The 20,358-nt window shown below is 68.1% G+C and carries 17 protein-coding genes; 12 read left to right on the top strand and 5 right to left on the bottom strand.

Annotation, left to right across the window (positions count from 1 at the left end; genetic code table 11):
- Positions 1-2: 2 nt before the first annotated feature.
- The 7 genes from WKI94_RS00195 (at position 3) to WKI94_RS00165 (ending at position 6,791) form a co-directional block, all read left to right on the top strand.
- Positions 3-974, top strand: coding sequence for a V-type ATPase subunit (locus WKI94_RS00195; RefSeq protein WP_337843754.1), 972 nt, complete (start codon positions 3-5; stop codon positions 972-974).
- A 2-nt stretch (positions 975-976) separates the two neighbouring features.
- Entirely contained in the window at positions 977-1,291 is a 315-nt protein-coding gene (locus tag WKI94_RS00190; RefSeq protein ID WP_337843783.1) for a V-type ATP synthase subunit F, read from the top strand.
- Between the two features lie 12 nt (positions 1,292-1,303).
- Positions 1,304-3,040 carry a V-type ATP synthase subunit A gene (locus WKI94_RS00185; protein WP_337843753.1) on the top strand — a complete coding sequence of 579 codons (1,737 nt, stop codon included), beginning with the start codon at positions 1,304-1,306 and terminating at the stop codon, positions 3,038-3,040.
- 10 nt (positions 3,041-3,050) lie between these two features.
- Complete coding sequence (locus WKI94_RS00180; protein WP_337843752.1) at positions 3,051-4,478, top strand: V-type ATP synthase subunit B; 1,428 nt, start codon at positions 3,051-3,053, stop codon at positions 4,476-4,478.
- A 9-nt stretch (positions 4,479-4,487) separates the two neighbouring features.
- Positions 4,488-5,150, top strand: coding sequence for a V-type ATP synthase subunit D (gene atpD, locus WKI94_RS00175; RefSeq protein ID WP_337843751.1), 663 nt, complete (start codon positions 4,488-4,490; stop codon positions 5,148-5,150).
- 180 nt (positions 5,151-5,330) lie between these two features.
- A complete protein-coding gene (locus tag WKI94_RS00170) occupies positions 5,331-5,708 on the top strand; it encodes a CBS domain-containing protein (protein ID WP_337843750.1) in 378 nt (125 codons plus the stop codon).
- A gap of 93 nt (positions 5,709-5,801) precedes the next feature.
- On the top strand, positions 5,802-6,791 hold the full coding sequence (locus WKI94_RS00165; RefSeq protein ID WP_337843749.1) for a pectin acetylesterase-family hydrolase: 990 nt from the start codon (positions 5,802-5,804) through the stop codon (positions 6,789-6,791).
- On the opposite strand, the gene WKI94_RS00160 is transcribed toward WKI94_RS00165, so the two are convergent.
- Together WKI94_RS00160 and recG are read right to left on the bottom strand one after the other, a co-directional pair.
- Positions 6,788-7,525, bottom strand: coding sequence for a hypothetical protein (locus WKI94_RS00160; protein ID WP_337843748.1), 738 nt, complete (start codon positions 7,523-7,525; stop codon positions 6,788-6,790). The two genes, WKI94_RS00165 and WKI94_RS00160, sit on opposite strands and share 4 nt — an antisense overlap.
- The gene (gene recG, locus WKI94_RS00155) at positions 7,522-9,834 is read right to left on the bottom strand and encodes an ATP-dependent DNA helicase RecG (protein ID WP_337843747.1); all 2,313 of its coding nucleotides are present in this window, start codon (positions 9,832-9,834) and stop codon (positions 7,522-7,524) included. Before recG ends, WKI94_RS00160 begins: the two co-directional genes overlap by 4 nt.
- Positions 9,835-9,849: 15 nt before the next feature.
- On the opposite strand from recG, the gene WKI94_RS00150 reads away from it, so the two are divergent.
- The 5 genes from WKI94_RS00150 to malQ are packed head-to-tail and all read left to right on the top strand — an operon-like array spanning position 9,850 to position 15,567.
- Positions 9,850-11,058 (top strand): pitrilysin family protein, encoded by a 1,209-nt coding sequence (locus tag WKI94_RS00150; protein ID WP_337843746.1) that lies wholly within the window; start codon positions 9,850-9,852, stop codon positions 11,056-11,058.
- The gene (locus WKI94_RS00145; protein ID WP_337843745.1) at positions 11,048-12,268 is read left to right on the top strand and encodes a pitrilysin family protein; all 1,221 of its coding nucleotides are present in this window, start codon (positions 11,048-11,050) and stop codon (positions 12,266-12,268) included. Before WKI94_RS00150 ends, WKI94_RS00145 begins: the two co-directional genes overlap by 11 nt.
- On the top strand, positions 12,258-13,112 hold the full coding sequence (locus tag WKI94_RS00140; protein WP_337843744.1) for a DMT family transporter: 855 nt from the start codon (positions 12,258-12,260) through the stop codon (positions 13,110-13,112). Before WKI94_RS00145 ends, WKI94_RS00140 begins: the two co-directional genes overlap by 11 nt.
- A gap of 25 nt (positions 13,113-13,137) precedes the next feature.
- The gene (locus WKI94_RS00135) at positions 13,138-14,010 is read left to right on the top strand and encodes a 3-hydroxybutyryl-CoA dehydrogenase (RefSeq protein WP_337843743.1); all 873 of its coding nucleotides are present in this window, start codon (positions 13,138-13,140) and stop codon (positions 14,008-14,010) included.
- A gap of 54 nt (positions 14,011-14,064) precedes the next feature.
- The gene (gene malQ, locus WKI94_RS00130; protein WP_337843742.1) at positions 14,065-15,567 is read left to right on the top strand and encodes a 4-alpha-glucanotransferase; all 1,503 of its coding nucleotides are present in this window, start codon (positions 14,065-14,067) and stop codon (positions 15,565-15,567) included.
- Here malQ and dnaG read toward each other — a convergent pair.
- From dnaG to WKI94_RS00115, 3 genes are read right to left on the bottom strand one after another with little or no spacing between them, the layout of a single operon-like run.
- Positions 15,564-17,306, bottom strand: a complete 1,743-nt coding sequence (dnaG, locus tag WKI94_RS00125) for a DNA primase (protein ID WP_337843741.1) — start codon at positions 17,304-17,306, stop codon at positions 15,564-15,566. The genes malQ and dnaG overlap by 4 nt on opposite strands.
- Complete coding sequence (locus tag WKI94_RS00120) at positions 17,285-19,912, bottom strand: AAA family ATPase (protein ID WP_337843740.1); 2,628 nt, start codon at positions 19,910-19,912, stop codon at positions 17,285-17,287. The genes dnaG and WKI94_RS00120 overlap by 22 nt, the downstream gene beginning before the upstream one ends.
- Positions 19,912-20,313: a hypothetical protein gene (locus WKI94_RS00115; protein WP_337843739.1), complete on the bottom strand. Its 402-nt coding sequence runs from the start codon at positions 20,311-20,313 to the stop codon at positions 19,912-19,914. The genes WKI94_RS00120 and WKI94_RS00115 overlap by 1 nt, the downstream gene beginning before the upstream one ends.
- Positions 20,314-20,358 lie beyond the last annotated feature (45 nt).

The raw sequence follows: 20,358 nt of genomic DNA, 5'->3' as shown, positions 1-20,358 counted from the left end.
CCATGGCGGACGATTTCGCTTACCTCAACGCGCGGATCCGGGCCCGGCGGGCGGGCCTCTTGAAGGAGAGCTTCTTCCAGGAGGCCCTGGACCTACCATTCCCCGATTTTCTCCGCCTCCTCTCCGAAACCCCCTACGGCCAGGACCTGGCAGGCCAGGCCCTAGGGGACGTGGACCGGGCGGTGGAAAGGGCTCAGGCCCGGCTGGTGGGGGACCTTTTCCGACTGGTCACGGGGGAGGCCCGGGAGGCGGTGCGGCTCCTCCTTTTGAAAAACGACCTCACTAACCTCCTGGCCGTTCTTCGGGCCAAGGCCACGGGCCGCCCCCTGGAGGAGGTGGCCCTCCTGCCGGGGACCCTTAAAGAGGGCCTCTGGCCCCTCCTCTACGAGGCCCAGGACGCAGCCGGCCTGGCCCAGCTCCTCGCCGTGCCCGGCCACCCCTTGGCCCGGGCCCTTAGGCAGGCCCTGCGGGAGACCCAGGACCCGGCCCGCCTCGAGGCCCTCCTGGCCAAGCGCTTCTACGAGGAGCTGGCCAAGGGGGCCAAGGGCTTGGACCAGCCCCTCTTGAGGGACTATCTGGCCCTGGAGGTGGACGCGGAGAACATCCAAAACGCTTTCAAGTTCCAGGGGGAAAGCGTTTCCCCAGAGGAGATCTTCATCCGGGGTGGGCGCTTTTTAGACCGGGTGGCTTTCACCCGCCTCCTGGAGGGGGACTACGCTGTGCTGGACGAGTTATCCGGCACCCCCCTTGCCCCCTTGGCGGGGGCGCGGGACCTTAAGGAGGTGGCCCGCCGCCTGCGCTGCATCCTCTTAAAGGAGGCCAGAAAGGGTCTGAATGACCCCTTGGGGGCGGGGCTGGCCCTGGCCTACGTGAAGGAGCGGGAGTGGGAGGGCCAGCGCCTAAGGCTCATCGCCCGTAAGGCCTACTATGGCCTGCCCCGGGCCCAGGTGGAGGAGGAGGTGACCTGCCCGTGAAGATCGCGGTGATCGCCCATCCCGAGACCGCCCAAGGGTTCCGCCTAGCGGGCCTCGAGGCCTATGGGGCCTCCACCCCGGAGGAGGCGAGGGCCCGCCTTGCGGAGCTCGTCCAGGGCAAGGACTACGCCCTGGTGGCCGTGGACGGAAGCCTCCTTCCCGAACCAGAAAAGGCGGTGGAGAGGCTCATGCGGGGGCGGGACCTGCCTGTGCTCCTGCCCATTGCAGGGCTCAAGGAGGCCTTCCAGAACCCCGACGTGGAGGCCTACATGCGGGCTTTGGTGCGCGAGACCATCGGCTTTGACATCAAGCTTTAGAATGGAGGGAAGATGATCCAGGGTGTCATCCAGAAGATTGCGGGCCCGGCCGTCATCGCCAAGGGCATGACCGGGGCCCGGATGTACGACATCTGCAAGGTGGGGCACGAGGGTCTGGTGGGGGAGATCATCCGCCTGGACGGGGACACCGCCTTCGTCCAGGTCTACGAGGACACCTCGGGCCTCAAGGTGGGTGAGCCCGTGGTATCCACGGGGCTCCCCCTGGCGGTGGAGCTCGGCCCCGGGATGCTGAACGGCATCTACGACGGCATCCAGCGCCCTCTGGAGCGGATCCGGGAGAAGACCGGCATCTACATTAGCCGGGGCGTGGTGGTGTATGCCCTGGACCGCGAGCGCAAGTGGGCCTGGACCCCTAGGGTCAAGCCCTGGGATGAGGTGCGGGGGGGCATGGTTCTCGGCACTGTGCCCGAGTTCGCCTTCACCCACAAGATCCTGGTGCCCCCGGACGTGAAGGGCCGGGTGAAAGAGGTGAAGCCCGCGGGTGAGTACACCGTGGAGGAGCCGGTGGTGGTCCTGGAGGACGGCACGGAGCTCAAGATGTACCACACCTGGCCCGTGCGGCGTGCCCGCCCCGTGCAGCGGAAGCTTGACCCCAACACCCCCTTCCTCACGGGCATGCGCATCCTGGACGTCCTCTTCCCCGTGGCCATGGGGGGGACGGCGGCCATCCCAGGGCCCTTTGGGAGCGGCAAGACTGTGACCCAGCAGTCCCTGGCCAAGTGGTCCAACGCCGACGTGGTGGTCTATGTGGGCTGCGGGGAGCGGGGGAACGAGATGACGGACGTCCTCGTGGAGTTCCCCGAGCTCACCGACCCCAAGACCGGCGGGCCCCTCATGCACCGCACCGTGCTCATCGCCAACACCTCCAACATGCCCGTGGCCGCCCGCGAGGCCAGCATCTACGTGGGGGTGACCATCGCGGAGTACTTCCGCGACCAGGGCTTCTCCGTGGCCCTCATGGCCGACTCCACCAGCCGCTGGGCGGAGGCCTTGCGGGAGATCTCTAGCCGCCTCGAGGAGATGCCTGCGGAGGAGGGCTACCCCCCTTACCTCGCGGCCCGCCTTGCGGCCTTCTACGAGCGCTCGGGCAAGGTCATCACCCTGGGGGGCGAGGAGGGGGCGGTGACCATCGTGGGCGCGGTCTCCCCGCCGGGCGGCGACATGTCCGAGCCCGTGACCCAGTCCACCCTGCGCATCGTGGGGGCCTTCTGGCGACTGGACGCTTCCTTGGCCTTCCGCCGCCACTTCCCCGCTATCAACTGGAATGGCTCCTATAGCCTCTTCACCCCCGCCCTGGACCCCTGGTACCGGGAGAACGTGGCCCCCGACTACCCTGAGCTCCGGGACACCATCTCCGAGCTCCTGCAGCGGGAGGCCGGCCTCCAGGAGATCGTCCAGCTGGTGGGGCCCGATGCCCTCCAGGACGCGGAAAGGCTCATCATTGAGGTGGGCCGCATCATCCGCGAGGACTTCCTCCAGCAAAACGCCTACCACGAGGTGGACGCCTACTGCTCCATGCCCAAGGCCTACGGCATCATGAGGATGATCCTGGCCTTCTACAAGGAGGCGGAGACGGCCATCCGGCGCGGGGTTTCCATTGACGAAATCCTGGGGCTTCCCGTGGTGGAGCGTATTGGCCGCGCCCGCTACGTCACGGAGGAGGCCTTCCCCGCCTATCTGGAGGAGACCCTGCAGGAGATTGAGGGCGCCTTTAAGGCCCTGGCCTAAGGGAGGGAAGATGGACCTCTTGAAGAAGGAATACACTGGCATCACCTACATCTCCGGGCCGCTCCTCTTCGTGGAGAACGCCAAGGACCTGGCCTACGGGGCCATTGTGGACATCAAGGACGGCTCCGGCCGCATCCGCGGCGGGCAGGTCATCGAGGTCTCCGAGGAGTACGCGGTCATCCAGGTCTTCGAGGAGACCACGGGGCTGGACCTGGCCACCACCAGCGTGAGCCTGGTGGAGGACGTGGCCCGGCTTGGGGTTTCCAAGGAGATGCTGGGCCGGCGCTTCAATGGCATCGGCAAGCCCATTGACGGCCTGCCCCCCATTACCCCGGAAAAGCGCCTGCCCATCGTGGGCCTGCCCCTGAACCCCGTGGCCCGTAGGAAGCCCGAGGAGTTCATCCAGACTGGCATCTCCACCATTGACGTGATGAACACCCTGGTGCGGGGGCAGAAGCTCCCCATCTTCTCGGGCTCGGGCCTTCCCGCCAACGAGATCGCCGCCCAGATCGCCCGCCAGGCCACCGTCCGCCCCGACCTCTCCGGGGAAGGGGAGAAGGAGGAGCCCTTCGCAGTGGTCTTCGCCGCCATGGGCATCACTCAGCGGGAGCTCTCTTACTTCATCCAGGAGTTTGAGCGCACGGGGGCCCTTTCCCGCTCCGTCCTTTTCCTGAACAAGGCCGACGACCCCACCATTGAGCGCATCCTCACCCCCCGCATGGCCCTCACCGTGGCGGAGTACCTGGCCTTTGAGCACGACTACCACGTGCTGGTCATCCTCACGGACATGACCAACTACTGCGAGGCCCTACGGGAGATCGGGGCGAGCCGTGAGGAGATCCCCGGGCGCCGGGGCTACCCGGGCTACATGTACACCGACCTGGCCACCATCTACGAGCGGGCAGGGGTGGTGGAGGGGAAGAAGGGGAGCGTGACCCAGATCCCTATCCTCTCCATGCCCGACGACGACCGCACCCACCCCATCCCCGACCTCACGGGTTACATCACCGAGGGCCAGATCCAGCTCTCCCGGGAGCTCCACCGCAAGGGCATCTATCCCCCCATTGACCCCCTCCCCTCCCTTTCCCGGCTCATGAACAACGGGGTGGGCAAGGGCAAGACCCGGGAGGACCATAAGCAGGTCTCCGACCAGCTCTACTCCGCCTACGCCAACGGGGTGGACATCCGCAAGCTGGTGGCCATCATCGGCGAGGACGCCCTCACGGAGAACGACCGCCGCTACCTCCAGTTTGCCGACGCCTTTGAGAAGTTCTTCATCAACCAGGGCCAGCAGAACCGCTCCATTGAGGAGAGCCTCCAGATCGCCTGGGCCCTCCTCTCCATGCTGCCCCAAGGTGAGCTCAAGCGCATCTCCAAGGACCACATCGGCAAGTACTACGGCCAGAAGCTGGAAGAGATCTGGGGCACGACCCTCTAAGGAGGCGGCATGAGCCAGGTGAGCCCCACCCGGATGAACCTTCTGCAAAGGCGGGGGCAGCTCCGCCTGGCCCAGAAGGGGGTGGACCTCCTCAAGAAGAAGCGGGACGCCCTGGTGGCCGAGTTCTTCGGCCTGGTGCGGGAGGCCCTGGAGGCCCGGAAGGCCCTGAACGAGGCGGCCAAGGAGGCCTATAGCGCCCTTCTCCTGGCCCAGGCCTTTGCGGGGCCGGAGGCCGTGGCCGCGGCCGCCCTAGGGGTGCCGCCCCTTAAGGGGGTGGAGGCGGAGGTGGAGAACGTCTGGGGGAGCCGGGTGCCCCGGCTCGAGGTGGCCTTCCCCAAGGGGGGGCTTTCCCCGGCCACCCCGGCCCAGGTCCTCGAGGCCCAGCGGGCCTTCCTGCGCTACGCCCAGGCCCTGGTCCGGGTGGCCAACACGGAAACCCGCCTCAAAAAGCTCGGGGAGGAGATCAAGAAGACCACCCGGCGGGTGAACGCCCTGGAGCAGGTGGTCATCCCCGGCATCCGCGGCCAGATCCGCTTCATCCAGCAGGTCCTGGAGCAAAGGGAAAGGGAGGACACCTTCCGCCTAAAGCGCATCAAGGGCAAGATTGAGGCCCGGGAGGCCGAGGAGGGCGGCCGGCCCAACCCGGCCCTGGAGATCGGGGCTGGCCTCTGACAGGTGCTCCGCCGAGGCTTTCCTGGGCGGAGCCCTAAAGGTATCCCCCGGCCTTTAGGGGCCGGGGTTTTCCCTTAGGGTTGCCGGAAGGGACATTTGCCTCTATCCGAGAAGACAACCAAGGGTATATCTTAAGAACATCCGATACTCCCACCATCTTCCTGGGCTAGGAGGTGTGCCGTGAAGAAGGCCAAGGACATCATGACCACCGAGGTGGTGCGGATCCAGGGCTCGGCCACGGTAAAGGAGGCCATCAACCTCATGAAGGAAACGGGCCTCAGGGCCCTCATTGTGGAGCGCCGAAGCGAGGAGGATGCCTACGGCATCGTCACCGAAACGGACATCGTCTACAAGGTCATCGCCTACGGTAAGGACCCCTCCACAGTCCAGGTCCACGAGATCATGACCAAGCCCGTCATTACCGTGAACCCCGACCTGGGGGTGGAATACGTGGCCCGCCTCTTCGCCAACACCGGCATCCGCCGGGCCCCGGTGATCCAGGGGGCGATTCTCGGCATCGTTTCTGTGACGGATATCCTGCGCAAAGCGGTTTTCTAGCGTTCTCGGCCCCCCACCGAAGCCTTTGCTTCGGTGGGGGGCTTTCTTGACCTAGTCCAGCGAATCCCCTACACTTTAGGTGGGAGGTAAACAATGAGGCGCCTTATCGGGCTTTTTCTCCTCCTGGCTATGGCCTTGGCCCAGGGCCTAGGCCCCTTCTGGCAGGAGGTCCAGGTTCCGGGCGGGGTGTGCGCCGACGGTTCCCCCTACAAGTTTTACGTGAGCCCCGGGGACCCCAAGCGGGTGGTCCTGGACTTTCAGGGGGGCGGGGCCTGCTGGGACACGCCCACCTGCGGCCCGGAAAGCCAAACCTACCGCAAGAAGGTGGACCCCCAGGAGCTCCTCCTGGCCCAGGGCATCTACAACCGCATGAGCGTGGCCAACCCTTTCTTCGGCTGGACCCACATCTTCGTCCCCTACTGCACGGGGGACCTGCACGTGGGCCAGGCCACGGTGGACTACGGGGGCTTTAGGGTCCACCACCAGGGGGCCAGGAACGCCTTGGCGGCGCTGGAGTACCTTTTCCGGAACTACCCAGGGGCGGAGCGGGTTTTCGTCACCGGGTGCAGCGCCGGGGCCTACGGGGCGGTGTTCTGGGCGGACAAGGTATTTGCCACTTACAAGAACGCCCAGGTGGCCCTCTGTGGGGATGCGGGGGTGGGGGTGGCCACGGAGGACTTCCCGGGCTTTAGGGTCTGGAACCCCCGTTACCCCGACCTCCCTGGCCTTCCTCCCAGGCCCCAAGTGGCGGAGATCTACGCCGCCTTGGCCCGAGCCTACCCCAAGGCGGCCATGGCCCAGTACACCACGGCCCTGGACGGGACCCAGATCTTCTTCTATGGCCTCATGAAAGGGGAGAGGACCCCTTCCGAGGCCACGGCCCAGGCATGGGCGGAGAAGGCCCTCCAGGCGGTGACCCTGCCCGCCCAGGCCACCAACTACACCTCCTTCCTGGCCCCGGGGTCCCAGCACTGCATCCTGCCCCGGCCTGAGCTCTATACCCTCAAGGTGGGGGAGGCCACCTTCTTGAACTGGCTGCGGGCCCTTGCGGAAGGGAAGGTGCCCCCTAGGGTTCGGCCCTAGACCTTCCTGAAGGTGGTGAACCAGTCCCGGAGGCCGGGGTCTAGTTCCAGGAGGAGGCGGTGCCCCTTCTTCCGGTCCAGGGGGGCCGCCTCCAGGAACTTTCTCAAGGGCTTGTCCCCCTGGGCCTTGAGGAGGGCTTCCGCCTTTAGGGTGAAGTGGGCCTGGAACCATAGCGCGGCTTCCAGGTTCCCCCGCTTCCGTTCGTAGGCGGAAAGGCGCCGCTCTTTGGGTTCCAAGGCCGCCAGGTACCGGGTCCAGGCCAGGAAGGGTTCCTTTAGGTCGGGCTGGGCCCTTTCCAGGGCTAGGAGGAACAGGTAGTTGGCCAAGAACTCGTCCAGCCAGCGGGCCCCCGTGCGGAGCTTAAAGGCCACCTGGACCGCGTGGGCGTACTCGTGGCCCAGGGTGAGGTCTAGGAAGAAGGGGATCTCCCCCGGAGGGGGACCTAAAGTGAGGAGGAGGGCCCTTAGGCGGTGGAGGAGCCTTTCAGGGTAGCGGGCGGGGGCGAAGAGGCTTAGGCGCTCCCCTTCCGACCGCTGGAAGGGGAGGCCGTAGGGGTAGGGGAGGTGGGCCCGCCAGTCCCCTTCCGAGAGCACGTAGAGGGTGACCGGGGGCAGGGGGGCGTAGGCGGTGTAGGCCGCCCGCAGGTCCAGGAGGTAGCCCCGTAAGTTTTCCGCCCGGAGCTCCGCTCCCTCCGAGGCGAAGGCCGGGAGGTGGGGGTGGGGGAGGGCCTTCATATCACCTCGCGGAAGCCGATGCGCTCCGCCTGGGCCTGGAGCTCCCGCCTTAGGGCCTGGTGTTCCGGCTTGGAAAGGGTGGGGTCTTCCTCCAGGATGCCCCGGGCTAGGGCCCGGGCCTTCTCTATGATCTCGGTGTCCTCCGCCAGGTCCCCAAGGCGGAGCTCGGGATAACCCGACTGGCGCGTGCCCCTGAGCTCCCCCGGGCCCCTAAGCTTCAGGTCCATCTCCGCGATGTAGAAGCCGTCGGTGGAGGCCTCCAGCACCTTGAGGCGCTTGAGGGTCTTCCGGCTGGCCTCCCCGGCGATGAAGAGGGCGTAGCCCCCGAGGCCCCCCCGCCCCACCCGGCCCCTAAGCTGGTGGAGTTGGGCGAGGCCAAAGCGCTCGGCGTTCTCCACGATGATGAGGCTGGCCCTAGGGATGTCCACCCCCACCTCTATGACCGTGGTGGAGACCAGGAGGTCAAAGGCCCCCTGCCTAAAGGCTTCCATCACCTCCTCCTTTTCCCGGGCGGGCATGCGGCCATGGAGGAGGGCGATTTTGGCCTCAGGGAGGAGGCCTTTAAGCTCCTCGTAGAGGGCCGTGGCCGCCTTGAGCTCCAGGGCCTCGGACTCCTCTATGGCCGGGGCCACCACGAAGACCTGGTGCCCCTTTTTGATCTCCTCCCGGGCGAAGGCGTAGGCCTGGAGGCGGAAGGCGTGGGGGAGGACCTTGGTCTTCACCGGCTTCCTTCCCGGGGGCATCTCATCCAGGACGCTCACCTCCAGGTCCCCGTAGAGGGTGAGGGCCAGGGAGCGGGGGATGGGGGTGGCGGACATGACCAGGACGTCCGGGGGGAGCTTGGCCATCTTGAGAAGGGCCCGGCGCTGCAGGACCCCGAAGCGGTGCTCCTCGTCCACCACCGCAAGGCCCAGGTCCCGAAACCCCACCTCCTCCTGGATGAGGGCGTGGGTCCCCACCGCCACCTGGGCCTCGCCGCTTTCCAGCCTGGCCAGCGCCCCCCGCCTTTCCCGCTTTCCCATGGAGCCCAGAAGGAGCTCCACCTGGATCCCCAGGGGAAAGAGGTAGCGGAGGAGGTTCTCGTAGTGCTGCCGGGCCAGGATCTCCGTGGGGGCCATGAGGGCCCCTTGGGCCCCGTTCTTGGCGGCGAGGAAGAGGGCGAAGGCCGCCACCACCGTCTTCCCCGAGCCCACGTCCCCCTGGAGGAGGCGGGTCATCTGGCGGGGGCTTTGCATGTCCTTGGCAATCTCCCCCATGACCTGCTCCTGGGCCCGGGTGAGGGGGAAGGGGAGGGCCTTTCTGAAGGCTTCCACCCAGGCCTCCTCCACCCGGAAGGCCCGGCCCAGGACCAGCCCCCCGGCCTCCAGGAGGGCTTTCAGCTCCAGGAGGAGGTACTCGTCAAACTTGAGGCGGAGAAGGGCCCGGGCAAGGGCCTTCTCGTCCTCGGGGAAGTGGATGGCCTTGAGGGCCTTGCTGAAGTCCATCAGGCCAAACGCCTCCCGGTAGGCCAGGAGGGGGTCCTCCAGGGGAAGGGCGGCCTCCAGGGCACGGTGGACGGTGCGCCGGAGGAAGGCCTGCCCTATCCTTTCCTTGGCGGGGTAGATGGGGACGATGCGGCCCGTGGAGAGGGACTCGGTGCCCCCGTCCTCAAAGTGCTCCACGTAGAGCTGGACCCCCCCTTGCCGCCTGACCCTCCCGGTGACGATGAGGTTTGCGCCCTCCTCTATCTGCCCCAGGACCCAGGCCTGGTTGAACCAGACCAGGGTGAGCCGCCATCCCCAGGCGTCCACCGCCCGCACCTGGACCAGGGTCATCCCCTTCTTGGGGGTCTTGACCAGCTCCTTGGACAGGACCTTGACGTTTAGGGTGGCCTTCTCGCCGTCCTCCAGGTAGCGCACCCCGGGGAGGGCCCTTCGGTCCTCGTAGCGGCGGGGGAAGTAGAGGAGGACATCCCGCACCGTCCTTAGGCCCAGTTCGGAAAGCTTTTTCCGGCTTTGGGGGGGGGAGAGGAGGTGGGCGGGGTCCTCCGGGGCCAGCCGGCCGCTGGGCCTCGTGGGGGGCTCTTCCCGGGCCTCCGCCCCGTCTTCCAGGAGGGCCAACGCCCTTTCCAATACCTTCCGCCGCTCCTCCGGGGGCTTTTCCCCATAGCCCCGGAAGAGGGCCTGGATCTCGGGGAAGGGCCGGGCCAGGTTCTCCACCAGGGCCTCGAGGCCCCCCAGGACCACCTGGTCCCTGGCCCCGTCCTTAAGCTCTAGGAGGAGGGGCTTGCGGAGCCTGGCCTTGAGCTCCCCTTCCGTCACGGTCTTCATGATACCCTTAGGCCTGTGAGCCGGGTGGAGCGCTTGGAAAACGGGCTCCTCGTGGCCTTAGAGGAGCGGGACTACCCCGGGGTGGCCTTCCAGCTCCTCCTGCCCGCGGGGGCGGTGAACGAGCCCTTCGGGGGGGCGAGCACCCTCCTGGAGGGGTGGGTTTGGAAGGGGGCCGGGGGGCTGGACGCGGAAGGGCTGGCGAAGGCCTTGGACACCCTAGGAGTGCGGCGGGGAAGCGGGGCGGGGCTGGAGTACACTGCCTTTAGCGCCGCTTTTCTCCCCGAGGTCCTGGAGGAGGTCTTCCGCCTTTATGCCCTTCTCCTCACCGAGCCCTGGCTTCGGGCGGAGGACCTCCCCGCGGTGAAGAGCGTGGCCCTCCAGGCCTTAAGGGCCCAGGAGGACCAACCCGCAAGGAAGCTCTTCTCCGAGCTTAGGGAGAGGGTTTTCCGTTCCCCCCACGGGCGGGACCCCTTGGGGGAGGAGGAGGCCATCCAAAGCGCCACGCCGGAGGCCCTGCGGGCGGACTTCGCCCGCCGCTACACCCCCAAGGGGGCCATCCTGGCCGTGGCCGGAGGCGTGGACTGGGGGCGGCTGGAGGAGGCCCTAGAACCCCTCCGGGCCTGGCGGGGGGAAGGGGTGGGCTACCCCACCCCTGAGCTTTCCGAGCCCGGGTGGGTGGTCCTCCGGCGCCCCACGGCCCAGGTGCAGATCGGCCTGGCCTACAAGGACGTGGGCCCGGAGGACGTGGGGTTCTACGCGGCGAGGCTCGCCCTCGAGGCCCTCTCCGGAGGGATGGCGAGCCGCCTCTTCACCGAGGTGCGGGAGAAAAGGGGCTTGGTCTACGCGGTCTCCGCCTTCCCCGCTGGGGTCAAGGGCCAAGGCCTCCTCATGGCCTACGCGGGTACCACCCCCGAGCGGGCGGGGGAGACCCTTAAGGTCTTGAGGGAGGAGGTGGAAAGGCTTTCCGAGGGGATCACCGAGGACGAGTTCTGGCGGGCCAAGGTGGGCCTGAAGACTGCCCTGGTCCTTTCGGACGAGTCTGTACGCAGCCGGGTGGCCTCCATGGCCCGGGACCTCTTCACCTTGGGCCGGGTCCGCCCCCTTGAGGAGATCGAGGGGGCCTTGGAGGCCCTCACCCTGGAGGGGGTGAACGCCCACCTGGAGGCCCACCCCTACCGCGACCCTTGGGTGGGGCTTTTAGGGGAGGTGGATGATGTTTCGTGAAGCCGAGCTCAAAAGCGGCCTCAAGGTGGTGGCGGAGGTCCTCCCCGAGGCCCGAAGCGTGGCCCTGGGCTACTTTGTGAAGACGGGGGCCCGGGACGAAAGGCCGGAGGAGAACGGGGTAAGCCACTTCCTGGAGCACATGGTCTTCAAGGGTCCCGAGGGGATGGATGCCCTTTCCGTGAACCTGGCCTTTGACCGCCTGGGTGCCCAGTACAACGCCTTCACCTCCGAGGAGGCCACGGTGTACTACGGGGCGGTGCTCCCCGAGCACGGTCTTTCCCTCCTCGCCCTCTTCTCCAGCCTCCTGCGCCCTGCCCTCCGTCCGGAGGACTTTGAGGTGGAAAGGCGGGTGATCCTGGAGGAGATCGCCCGCTACCAGGACCGTCCGGGGTACGTGGCCTACGAGTGGGCCCGGAAGGGCTTCTTCGGGGACCACCCTTTGGGCCAAAGCGTCCTGGGGACGCCCGAGACCATCCGTGCCCTCACCCCTTCCGCCATGGCCCGCTACCACCAGCGCCGCTACCGCACGGGGAACATGGCCCTTTTCGCCACGGGGCGGGTGGACTTTGAGGCCCTCCTCTCCCAGGCCGAGGCCTTCACCGAGGGCTTTTACCAGGGGGAGGCGGAGAGGGCCTACCCCCCCCTAACCCCCCGGGTGGGCCTGGAGGAAAAGCCCTACGAGAAGGCCAGTCAGCTCTACCTGGTGGGCCTCTTTCCGGGGTTCGCCTACCAGGAGGAGGCCCGCTTTGCCGCCCAGGTCCTGGCCTACCTCCTGGGGGAGGAGGGCTCGGGGCGGCTCCACTTTGCCCTGGTGGACCGGGGGTTGGCGGAGGTGGCGGCCTTCGCCCACGAGGAGGGGGACCGGGCCGGGTTCTTCCACGCCTACGTCCAGGCGGACCCCGCCCACAAGGGGGCGGTCCTCGAGGCCCTGGAGGAGACCCTCACCTGCCTGGAACGGGAAGGGGTGGGGGAGGAGGAGGTGGAAAGGGCCAAGACCCCCCTGGCCACGGGCTTGGTCTTCGCCGGGGAGACCCCTATGGGGCGGCTTTTCCACCTGGGCCTGGAGTACCTCTACACCGGCTACCCCCTTTCCCTGGAGGAGGCCAAGGCCCGCCTCCTCAAGGTCACGGCCAGGGAGGTGAACGCCCTCTTGGAGCGGAGCTTCCTGCGCCAGGGCTTCTACCAGCTCCTCCTTCCCCATGAGGCCTAGGGCCCTCCTCGCCGCCCTCGTCACCATCCTCTTCTGGGCCAGCGCCTTCGCCGCCATCCGGGCCGGGCTTAGGGGCCTCGAGGCCGGCCATTTGGTCCTCCTCCGCTTCCTGGTGGCGGGGGGGCTTCTCCTCCTCCTTGCCCCCTTTCTCAAGGTGCGCCCGCCCCGCTTCCGGGACCTTCCCCGGCTTTTCCTCCTGGGCCTCCTGGGCATCACCCTCTACCACACCGCCTTGGTCTACGGGGAAAAGACGGTCACCGCGGGGGCGGCAAGCCTACTCATCGCCTCGGGGCCCCTGTTCACCGCCTTCCTCGCCCACCTCCTCCTGGGGGAGCGCCTGGGGCAAAGGGGCCTTTTGGGGATGGGCCTGGCCTTCCTGGGTGCGACCCTCATCGCCTTCGGGGAGGGGGGCGGGGTGCGGGTGAGCCCGGGGGCTTTTCTGGTGCTCCTTTCCGCCCTTTCCACCGCCTTTTATTTTGTCCTGCAAAAGCCCCTCTTCGCCCGCTACACCGCCTGGGAGATGACGGTCTACACCCTCCTCCTCGGCACCTTGCCCCTTCTCGCCTTCCTGCCGGGGCTTCCCGAGGCCTTGGCGCGGGCGCCGAGGGAGGCCCTCTACAGCGCGGTCTACCTTGGGATCTTCCCCGGGGCCTTGGCTTACCTCACCTGGACCTACGCCCTTTCCCTCACGGGCGCAGCCCGGCTTTCCTCCTTCCTCTACCTCTCCCCCCTTCTGGCCATCCTCATCGCCTGGGTTTGGCTTAAGGAGGTGCCTTCCCCCTTGAGCCTTTTGGGGGGCGCTTTGGCCCTTCTGGGCGTTCTCCTGGTGAACCTCCGCCGGTAGCGTAGAATCTCCTCGGGAGGTTGGTATGGAAATCCGCACGGTGGGCGTGGTGGGTGCGGGCCAGATGGGTTCGGGCATCGCCCAGGTGGCGGCTCAGGCGGGGTACCAGGTGGTCCTGGTGGACGTGTCGGAAAGCGCCCTGGAAAGGGCTCTCTCCGCCATCCGCCGCTCCTTGGGCAAGTTTTTGGAAAAGGGGCGGATCGCCCAGGAGGACCTCGAGGCCACCTTGGGCCGCATCCGCACCGGGCTTCGCCTGGAGGACCTGGGAGAGGCGGACCTCATCGTGGAGGCCATCGTGGAGGACGAGGAGGCCAAGCGGGCCCTTTGGGAAAGGCTTGGGGCCTTGGCCAAGGGGGAGGCCATCCTGGCCAGCAACACCAGCTCCATCCCCATCACCGCCCTGGCCCGCTACTCGGGGGCCCCGGAGCGCTTCATCGGCATGCACTTCTTCAACCCCGTCCCCCTCATGCCCCTGGTGGAGGTGATCCGGGGGGCCCTCACCGCCGAGGCCACCCGGGACCGGGTGGTGGAGGTGGCGAAGCGCATGGGGAAGACCCCTCTGGAGGTCCAGGACTACCCGGGCTTCGTCTCCAACCGCCTCCTCATGCCCATGATCAACGAGGCCATAGAGGCCCTGCGGGAGGGGGTGGCCACCAAGGAGGCCATTGACGGGGTGATGCGCCTGGGCATGAACCACCCCATGGGGCCCCTGGAGCTTGCGGACTTCATCGGCCTGGACACCTGTCTCGCCATCATGGAGGTCCTCCACCGGGGCTTCGGGGACGACAAGTACCGCCCCTCCCCCCTCCTCCGCCGCATGGTGCAGGCGGGGCTTTTGGGCCGCAAGACGGGCCGGGGGTTTTACACCTACGACGACCAGGGGAACGAGGTGGGATGAGGGCCCCATGCGGAGGGGCTGGAAAGGCTTCCACCCCCGGGCTAGACTCGAGGCATGGAGCTTCCACGCGCCTACGGTCTCCTCCTCCACCCCACCAGCCTCCCCGGCCCCTACGGGGTGGGGGTGCTGGGGGAGGAGGCCAGGGGGTTTCTCCGCTTCCTCCGCCGCTTTGGCGGGCGATTTTGGCAGGTCCTCCCCTTGGGCCCCACGGGCTATGGGGACTCCCCCTACCAGTCCTTCAGCGCCTTCGCGGGGAACCCCTACCTCATTGACCTGAGGCCCCTGGAGGGGGCGGGCTACCTCCGCCTTGTGGACCCCGGCTTTCCCGAGGGGCGGGTGGACTATGGCCTCCTTTACCGCTGGAAGTGGCCCGCGCTGAGGGCGGCCTTCCGGGGCTTTTTGGAGAGGGCCTCGAGGCCGGAGCGGGAGGACTTTGAGGCCTATAGGGAGCGGGAAGGGGCTTGGCTTCGGGACTACGCCCTCTTCATGGCCCTGAAGGCCCACCACGGGGGGCTTCCCTGGAACGCCTGGCCCCGCCCCTTGCGCCATAGGGAGGAGGCCGCGCTGAGGAAGGCGGAAGCGGAGCTTGCCGAGGAGGTGGACTTCCACGCCTGGACCCAGTGGCTCTTCTTCCGCCAGTGGGGCGCCCTGAAGCGGGAGGCGGAGGCCTTGGGGGTGGAGCTCATCGGGGACATGCCCATCTTCGTGGCCGAGGACTCCGCGGAGGTCTGGGCCCACCCCGAGTGGTTCCACCTGGACGAGGAGGGCCGGCCCACGGTGGTGGCCGGGGTGCCCCCGGACTACTTCTCGGAGACGGGCCAGCGCTGGGGCAACCCCCTTTACCGCTGGGAGGTTTTGGAGCAGGAGGGGTTTTCCTTCTGGATAGAAAGGCTCAGGAAGGCCCTGGAGCTTTTCCACCTGGTGCGCATAGACCACTTCCGGGGGTTTGAGGCCTACTGGGAGGTTCCCGCAAGCTCGCCCACCGCGGTGGAGGGGCGGTGGGTGAAGGCCCCGGGGGAGAAGCTTTTCGCCCGCATAGAAGAGGTTTTCGGCCGGGTGCCCATCCTGGCGGAGGACCTAGGGGTCATCACCCCCGAGGTGGAGGCCTTGAGGGACCGGTTTGGCCTTCCCGGGATGAAGGTCCTGCAGTTTGCCTTTGACGGGGGGCGGGAGAATCCCTTCCTCCCCCATAACTACCCCTCTCACGGCCGGGTGGTGGTCTACACCGGCACCCACGACAACGACACCATCCTAGGCTGGTACCGCACCGCCACCCCCCACGAGCGGGCTTTCCTGGCCCAGTACCTTGCGGAGTGGGGCCTGGGTTTTGAGAAGGAGGAGGAGGTGCCCTGGGCCCTCATGGCCCTCGGGATGAAGTCCGTGGCCCGTTTGGCGGTTTTTCCCGTGCAGGATGTCCTGGCCCTGGGCTCTGAGGCCCGGATGAACTATCCGGGGCGCCCTTCGGGCAACTGGGCCTGGCGCCTTACCCCAGGGGCCCTCACCGAGGCCCACGGGGCGCGCCTCTTGGCCCTGGCGGAGGCCACAGGGCGGGCCTAGGGGCCCCGGTAGATCCGCCGCTCGGCCTCTATGGCCGCCCGGAGCTCCTGGTACTCCTTAAGGAGGTCCGTGGAGGCCGTTTCCTTTAAGAGGGCCTTCACCTCCTCCAGCCTTTCCGTGTAGTAGGCCTCCCGCAGGCGGGCCAGGGTTTTTTCCAGGACCTCTTTCCGCTTGGGATCCTCCAAGGTGGGGGCCAGGAGGAGCCTTTCAAAGAGGAGCCCCCCCGCCTCCTTCTGGGACAGGACCCGGCGGAGATGGTCCCTCTGGGGGTCCTTCCGGGCGTTTTCCAAAAATTCCCCAAGGAGGGAGCCCTCCGGCGGCCAGACCCGGTCGGCAATGAACCGCACCGTCTCCACGAAGCGCTCCTCCGGTACGGAGAGGGCCAGGGCGATGATGTCCAGCTCCAGGAGGAGGGTCCGGTTTTGGGGGAGGGGCTTAGGGGGGGCGGGGGGTGGGGCTGCCTTCCTCCCCCTTCGGGCCAGGGCCTGGAGGTAGTCCTCCAGGGCCTTGGGCTTGAGGCCAAGGGCGCCGATGACCACCGCCTTAAGCCGCTCGGCCACTGGGTCAAAGGGCTCGGGGGAGAGCATCCTGGGGGCCAGACGTTCCAGCACCTGCCGCTTGGCCTCGGGGCGGCTCAGGTCCAAACCCCTGGTCGCCTCCTGGAAGCGGAACTCCACCTCGGGCAGGGCCTCTTCCAGGGCCTTCTGGAAGAGGGCGGGGCCGCTTGGGGTAAGGAGGAGCTCCCCGGGGTCCTTGGCTGGGAGGCGCACGGCGAAGAAGAGAAACCTCCGGGCCATCTCCAGGTCCAAGCTTTGGAGGACCGCCTTTTGGCCCGCCTCGTCGGCATCAAAGGCCAGGTAGACCTCGAGGACCTCGGCCTTCTTCAAAAGGCCCGCCTGCTCCTCGGAAAGCCCCGAACCCAGGACGGCCACCGCCTCGGGAAAGCCCATCTGGTGCAGGGCAATGGCGTCAAAAAGCCCCTCCACCACGAGGGCCCGGCGCTTTGCCCGCATGGCCTCCCTGGCCTCGGGGTAGGCGAAGAGGACCTCCCGTTTGCGGAAAAGGGGGGTCTCGGGGGTGTTCAGGTACTTGGGGGCTTCCTCCCCCAAGGCCCTCCCCGTGAAGGCCACGATGCGCCCCAGGGCGTCCTTGATGGGGAAGGTGATGCGGTTCCGTAAGCGATCGTAAGGGCGGCCTTCCCTCTCCGCCAGCACCCCCGCTTTCAGCCCCTCCTCGGGGCTAAAGCCCTTCCGCACCAGGAAGGTGAGGATCCCGTCCCCTTTGGGGGGGGCGTAGCCCAGCCCAAAGCGGGCGATGCTCTCCTCGGAGAGCCCCCGGCCCTTGAGGTAGGCCAAGGCCTCCGGATGGGCCCGGAGGTTTTCCTGGAAGTAGCCCTGGGCGGCCTTCAGGAGGTCCAGAAGCTCCTTGCGGGGGCCATGGCCCCCCAGGGGGGTGAGGGGGATCCCTGCCTCCTCCGCCAGGCGCTCCAGGGCCCCCCGGAAGTCCAGGCCCTCCATGCGCTCTACAAAGGCGAAGAGATCCCCCCCCGCCTTGCACCCGAAGCAGTGGAAGAGGCCTTTGTCCTCGTCCACGTAGAAGGAGGGGGTCTTCTCCTGGTGGAAGGGGCAAAGACCCTTCCAGCGGCCCTTGCCCGCGGGCTTTAGGGCCACGTACCGCCCCACCACCTCCTTGAGGGAGAGGCGGGCCTTGATGGCCTCTACCGCCTGGGCCACGTCCATACGGGATTCCCCCTACCGCCCCATAGCCTGCGCACCCACTCCCCCAGGATACCGTACCCCTGGAGCCTGGGGTGCCCCCCGCCCTGGGAGGCGCGAAGGAGGTGGTCCCGCCAGGCCTGGAGGAAGGGGAGGCTTGGGGCGAAGCCCAGGAGGTGCCCCACCCCCTCCCCCTCCTCCAAAAGGAGCTGGGCCCGGAGGAGGCGGGCGAGCTCCAGGTGCACCGCAAACCCCGTCTTGTGGGTGTGGTAGAGGAGGTATTGGGAAAGGGCCTTTGCCTTCTTGGGGCTTTGGGTCCAGAGGTAAAGGCTTAAGGTGGAGAGGGCCAGGTGGTAGACGTAGGGGTTGGGGAGGGCCCGTCCGGCCTTCAGGGCCTCCTTCAGGAGGGGCCTGGGGTCCAGGCCCTTCCGCCAGAGGTCCAGGGCCCGGGCCAAGGCGGCCAGGGCCCGGCCGTCAGGGTGGGTGCGGGCTTCCTCCAGGAGGTCCTCCCGGAAGCGGCCCCTAAGGGTGGAGGCGGCGAGGAGCACCGCGGCCAGCCAGGGGTGGGGGGCCTGCCGGTAGCTTTCCTCCCCTAGGGCCAGGGCCTCGTGCAGCCGGCCCGTTTCCAGGAGGAGCCTAAGGCGGGTGGCCTGGAAACGGGCCCAGGCCTCCCGCTCCTCTGGGGGGGGAGGGGTTCGGAGGAGCCGCTCCGCCTCCCCGTGCCGCCCCAGGTCCATGAGGAGGCCCGCCCGAAGGGCCTGCACCTCCGCCTTCAGGGCAGGGGGAAGGTGGGGGTGAGGGGGCGGGAGGTGCTTTAGGGCCAGCTGGGGTTGGAAGCCCCGCCAGAGGAGGCCCGAGAGGAGAAGCCGGGCCTCGGTGGCTTCCAGGGGGTAGGGCCTTAGGGCGGGGAGGAGTTCTTTGAGCAGGGGGGCGCTTGGGGCCTTACGGAGCCTCCGGTAGGCTTCCAGGGCAGGGTCCTTGGCCCTAAGGCCCTCCTGGGCCTCCTCCCCCAGGCCCAGGCTGGCCTGGGCGTCCTGTTTTTCCCTCTCCAGGGTAGGCCTCAGGGCCTCGGGGGCTACCCGCAGGGCGCGCCCGTAAAGGGAAAGGGCCCGCTCGGGGTGCCCCAGGTTCCAGGCGGCATGGGCCAGGGCCCGGTAGACCCGGGCCGCCTGGGCCCCCTCGCCGGCCTCTTCCAGGAGCCTGGCCCCTAGCAGGTGGGCGCCCCTCACCAGGAAGCGCTGGGCGGCCCTAAGGCGCCACTCCCTTGCCTCCTCTTCCAGCACCAGGCTAAGGGCTGCCTCCCGCACCGCGGGCAGGGGAAGGAGCCAGGCCCCCTGGCGGTGGAGGAGGCCTTCGGCCTCGAGGCGCCCCTCGTCAAAGGGCCCCGTGAGCTCCTCCAGAAGCTCCCAGGTGGCCCGGCCCAGGACCCCCAGGGCCAAAAGCGCCTTCCGCTCCCGGTGGGGCAGGCCGTCCAGGGCGGGCTGGAGGGTCCAGGGGAGGGGCGGTCGGGTCCTTTCCAGGGCCAGGTAGGGGGTCCAGAGGGGCCGGCGGCTTTCCACCAGGAGGAGGAGGGTTTCGGGGGCGTTTTCCAGGAAACGGGCCAGGGTGCGGTCGGGGGCGTGCAGGTCTTTAAGGATCAGGAGGAGGGGGCCGAGCCCCGAGAGGGCCTCGCGCCAGGCCTGTAGGATCCGGCCCTCCAGCTCTTCCCGGGGCCAGGGGGGGCGTCCCGAGAGCCCGAGGCTGTAGGCCAGGGCCTCGGCCAGGGGGGTGGGGAGCCGCCTTAAGAGTTCCTCTGGGCTTCCGAAGAGGGTTTCCGCGGCCCGTTTTAGGCTTTCCCGCAAGGGGGTTTCCGGCCCCATCCGCTCCAGCACCGCCACCGGGAGGCCCATCCCCAAGGCCTTCTTCCGGAGAAAGGCCTCCAGGAGGAAGCTCTTTCCGCTTCCGGGAGGCCCCGTGAGGAGGGCCCGCCCCCCTTTCCGGAGTTCCCTCTCCAGGGCCTCCAGGAGGCCCTCCTCCTCCGGGGTGAGGTGGAGCTCCACCCCCTTCACCTCCAAAAGGGGGAAGGGTCCCACCCCTGGAAGGTCCTCCTCCCCCAAGGGGTGGGCCCTGGCCCCGGGGGCCAGCTCCAGGGTAAGGGGGTCTGCCAGGACGCTGCCCGTGGGGGCGGCCTTGGAAAGCCTCTCCGCCAAGGCCACCACCGGCCCCACCGCTGTGGGCCGCCCCGCCAGGCCATTTCCCAGGGGCACCCAGAGCACCTCCCCGCTGGCCACCCCTGCCCGGGCGGGCCAAGGGCTTTCCTGGACCATGGAGAGGGCGGCCTCCAGGGCCCGGTGGGCCTCGAGGCCCCTCGCCCTGGGCGCGCCGAAGAGGGCCAGGACCCCATCCCCCGGGAAGGCGTGCACGTACCCCCCGTGGGCCCGGGCGGTCTGGGCCGCTTGGGTGAGGGCTCCCTGGATAGCCTCGTAGGCCGGACGGAGGCCCCTTTGGAACCCTTGCGTGGAGCTCACCAGATCAAAGAAAACCACGCTCGCCCAGCGCCTCTCCTGCGGAAGGGTAACCCCCAAGGCCTGGCCGCAGGCCATGCAGAAGCGGGCCTCGGGCGGGTTTTTCTGTCCGCAGACGCAGCGCATCAGCGGAAGAGCATGAGGGGCGGGGCAAGGCGGGCCTCGGCCCTTTGGGGCATGGGACCCCCCCAGTAGACCACCACCTGGATTCCGGCCTCCAGGAGGTAAAACCCCTCCCCCAAGGGGGTGGCCCTGCCCCCTAGGCAGTAGCGGGGCCCTTCCCGGCGGAGGAAGGCCTCCCCCTCCCAGGGCCTCACCGCCTCCGCCACCCCGTGGAGGAGGGCCATCACCGGGCCCGAGGGGGCGGGAGGGGTGCCCCGGTCAAAGGCGTAGACCACCCCCGCTGGGGTTTTCACCTCCAAAAGCGGGCTCCCCCAGGGCTCGGGGAAGAGGAAGACCTCCTCCAGATGCTGGGAGAACCGCTCCAGAAAGCTTTCCGGGCTTTCCTCTATGGGCCTTAGGGTCATGGGAAAAGTCTAAGCCCCCCGTGGGGGGGCTTGCCAGGGGGATTG

Origin of the sequence: Thermus sp., from assembly GCF_037444525.1 — a bacterium.
Taxonomy (GTDB): domain Bacteria; phylum Deinococcota; class Deinococci; order Deinococcales; family Thermaceae; genus Thermus.
This window is presented reverse-complemented; position numbering and strand designations above follow the sequence as displayed.

Excerpts from the sequence above, each read along its gene's own strand:
- WKI94_RS00195 (WP_337843754.1), top strand. The coding sequence starts at position 3 with ATGGCGGACGATTTCGCTTACCTCAACGCGCGGATCCGGGCCCGGCGG.
- WKI94_RS00185 (WP_337843753.1), top strand. The coding sequence starts at position 1,304 with ATGATCCAGGGTGTCATCCAGAAGATTGCGGGCCCGGCCGTCATCGCC.
- WKI94_RS00180 (WP_337843752.1), top strand. The coding sequence starts at position 3,051 with ATGGACCTCTTGAAGAAGGAATACACTGGCATCACCTACATCTCCGGG.
- atpD (WP_337843751.1), top strand. The coding sequence starts at position 4,488 with ATGAGCCAGGTGAGCCCCACCCGGATGAACCTTCTGCAAAGGCGGGGG.
- WKI94_RS00165 (WP_337843749.1), top strand. The coding sequence starts at position 5,802 with ATGAGGCGCCTTATCGGGCTTTTTCTCCTCCTGGCTATGGCCTTGGCC.
- WKI94_RS00160 (WP_337843748.1), bottom strand. The coding sequence starts at position 7,525 with ATGAAGGCCCTCCCCCACCCCCACCTCCCGGCCTTCGCCTCGGAGGGA.
- recG (WP_337843747.1), bottom strand. The coding sequence starts at position 9,834 with ATGAAGACCGTGACGGAAGGGGAGCTCAAGGCCAGGCTCCGCAAGCCC.
- WKI94_RS00145 (WP_337843745.1), top strand. The coding sequence starts at position 11,048 with ATGTTTCGTGAAGCCGAGCTCAAAAGCGGCCTCAAGGTGGTGGCGGAG.
- WKI94_RS00140 (WP_337843744.1), top strand. The coding sequence starts at position 12,258 with ATGAGGCCTAGGGCCCTCCTCGCCGCCCTCGTCACCATCCTCTTCTGG.
- WKI94_RS00135 (WP_337843743.1), top strand. The coding sequence starts at position 13,138 with ATGGAAATCCGCACGGTGGGCGTGGTGGGTGCGGGCCAGATGGGTTCG.
- malQ (WP_337843742.1), top strand. The coding sequence starts at position 14,065 with ATGGAGCTTCCACGCGCCTACGGTCTCCTCCTCCACCCCACCAGCCTC.
- dnaG (WP_337843741.1), bottom strand. The coding sequence starts at position 17,306 with ATGGACGTGGCCCAGGCGGTAGAGGCCATCAAGGCCCGCCTCTCCCTC.
- WKI94_RS00120 (WP_337843740.1), bottom strand. The coding sequence starts at position 19,912 with ATGCGCTGCGTCTGCGGACAGAAAAACCCGCCCGAGGCCCGCTTCTGC.
- WKI94_RS00115 (WP_337843739.1), bottom strand. The coding sequence starts at position 20,313 with ATGACCCTAAGGCCCATAGAGGAAAGCCCGGAAAGCTTTCTGGAGCGG.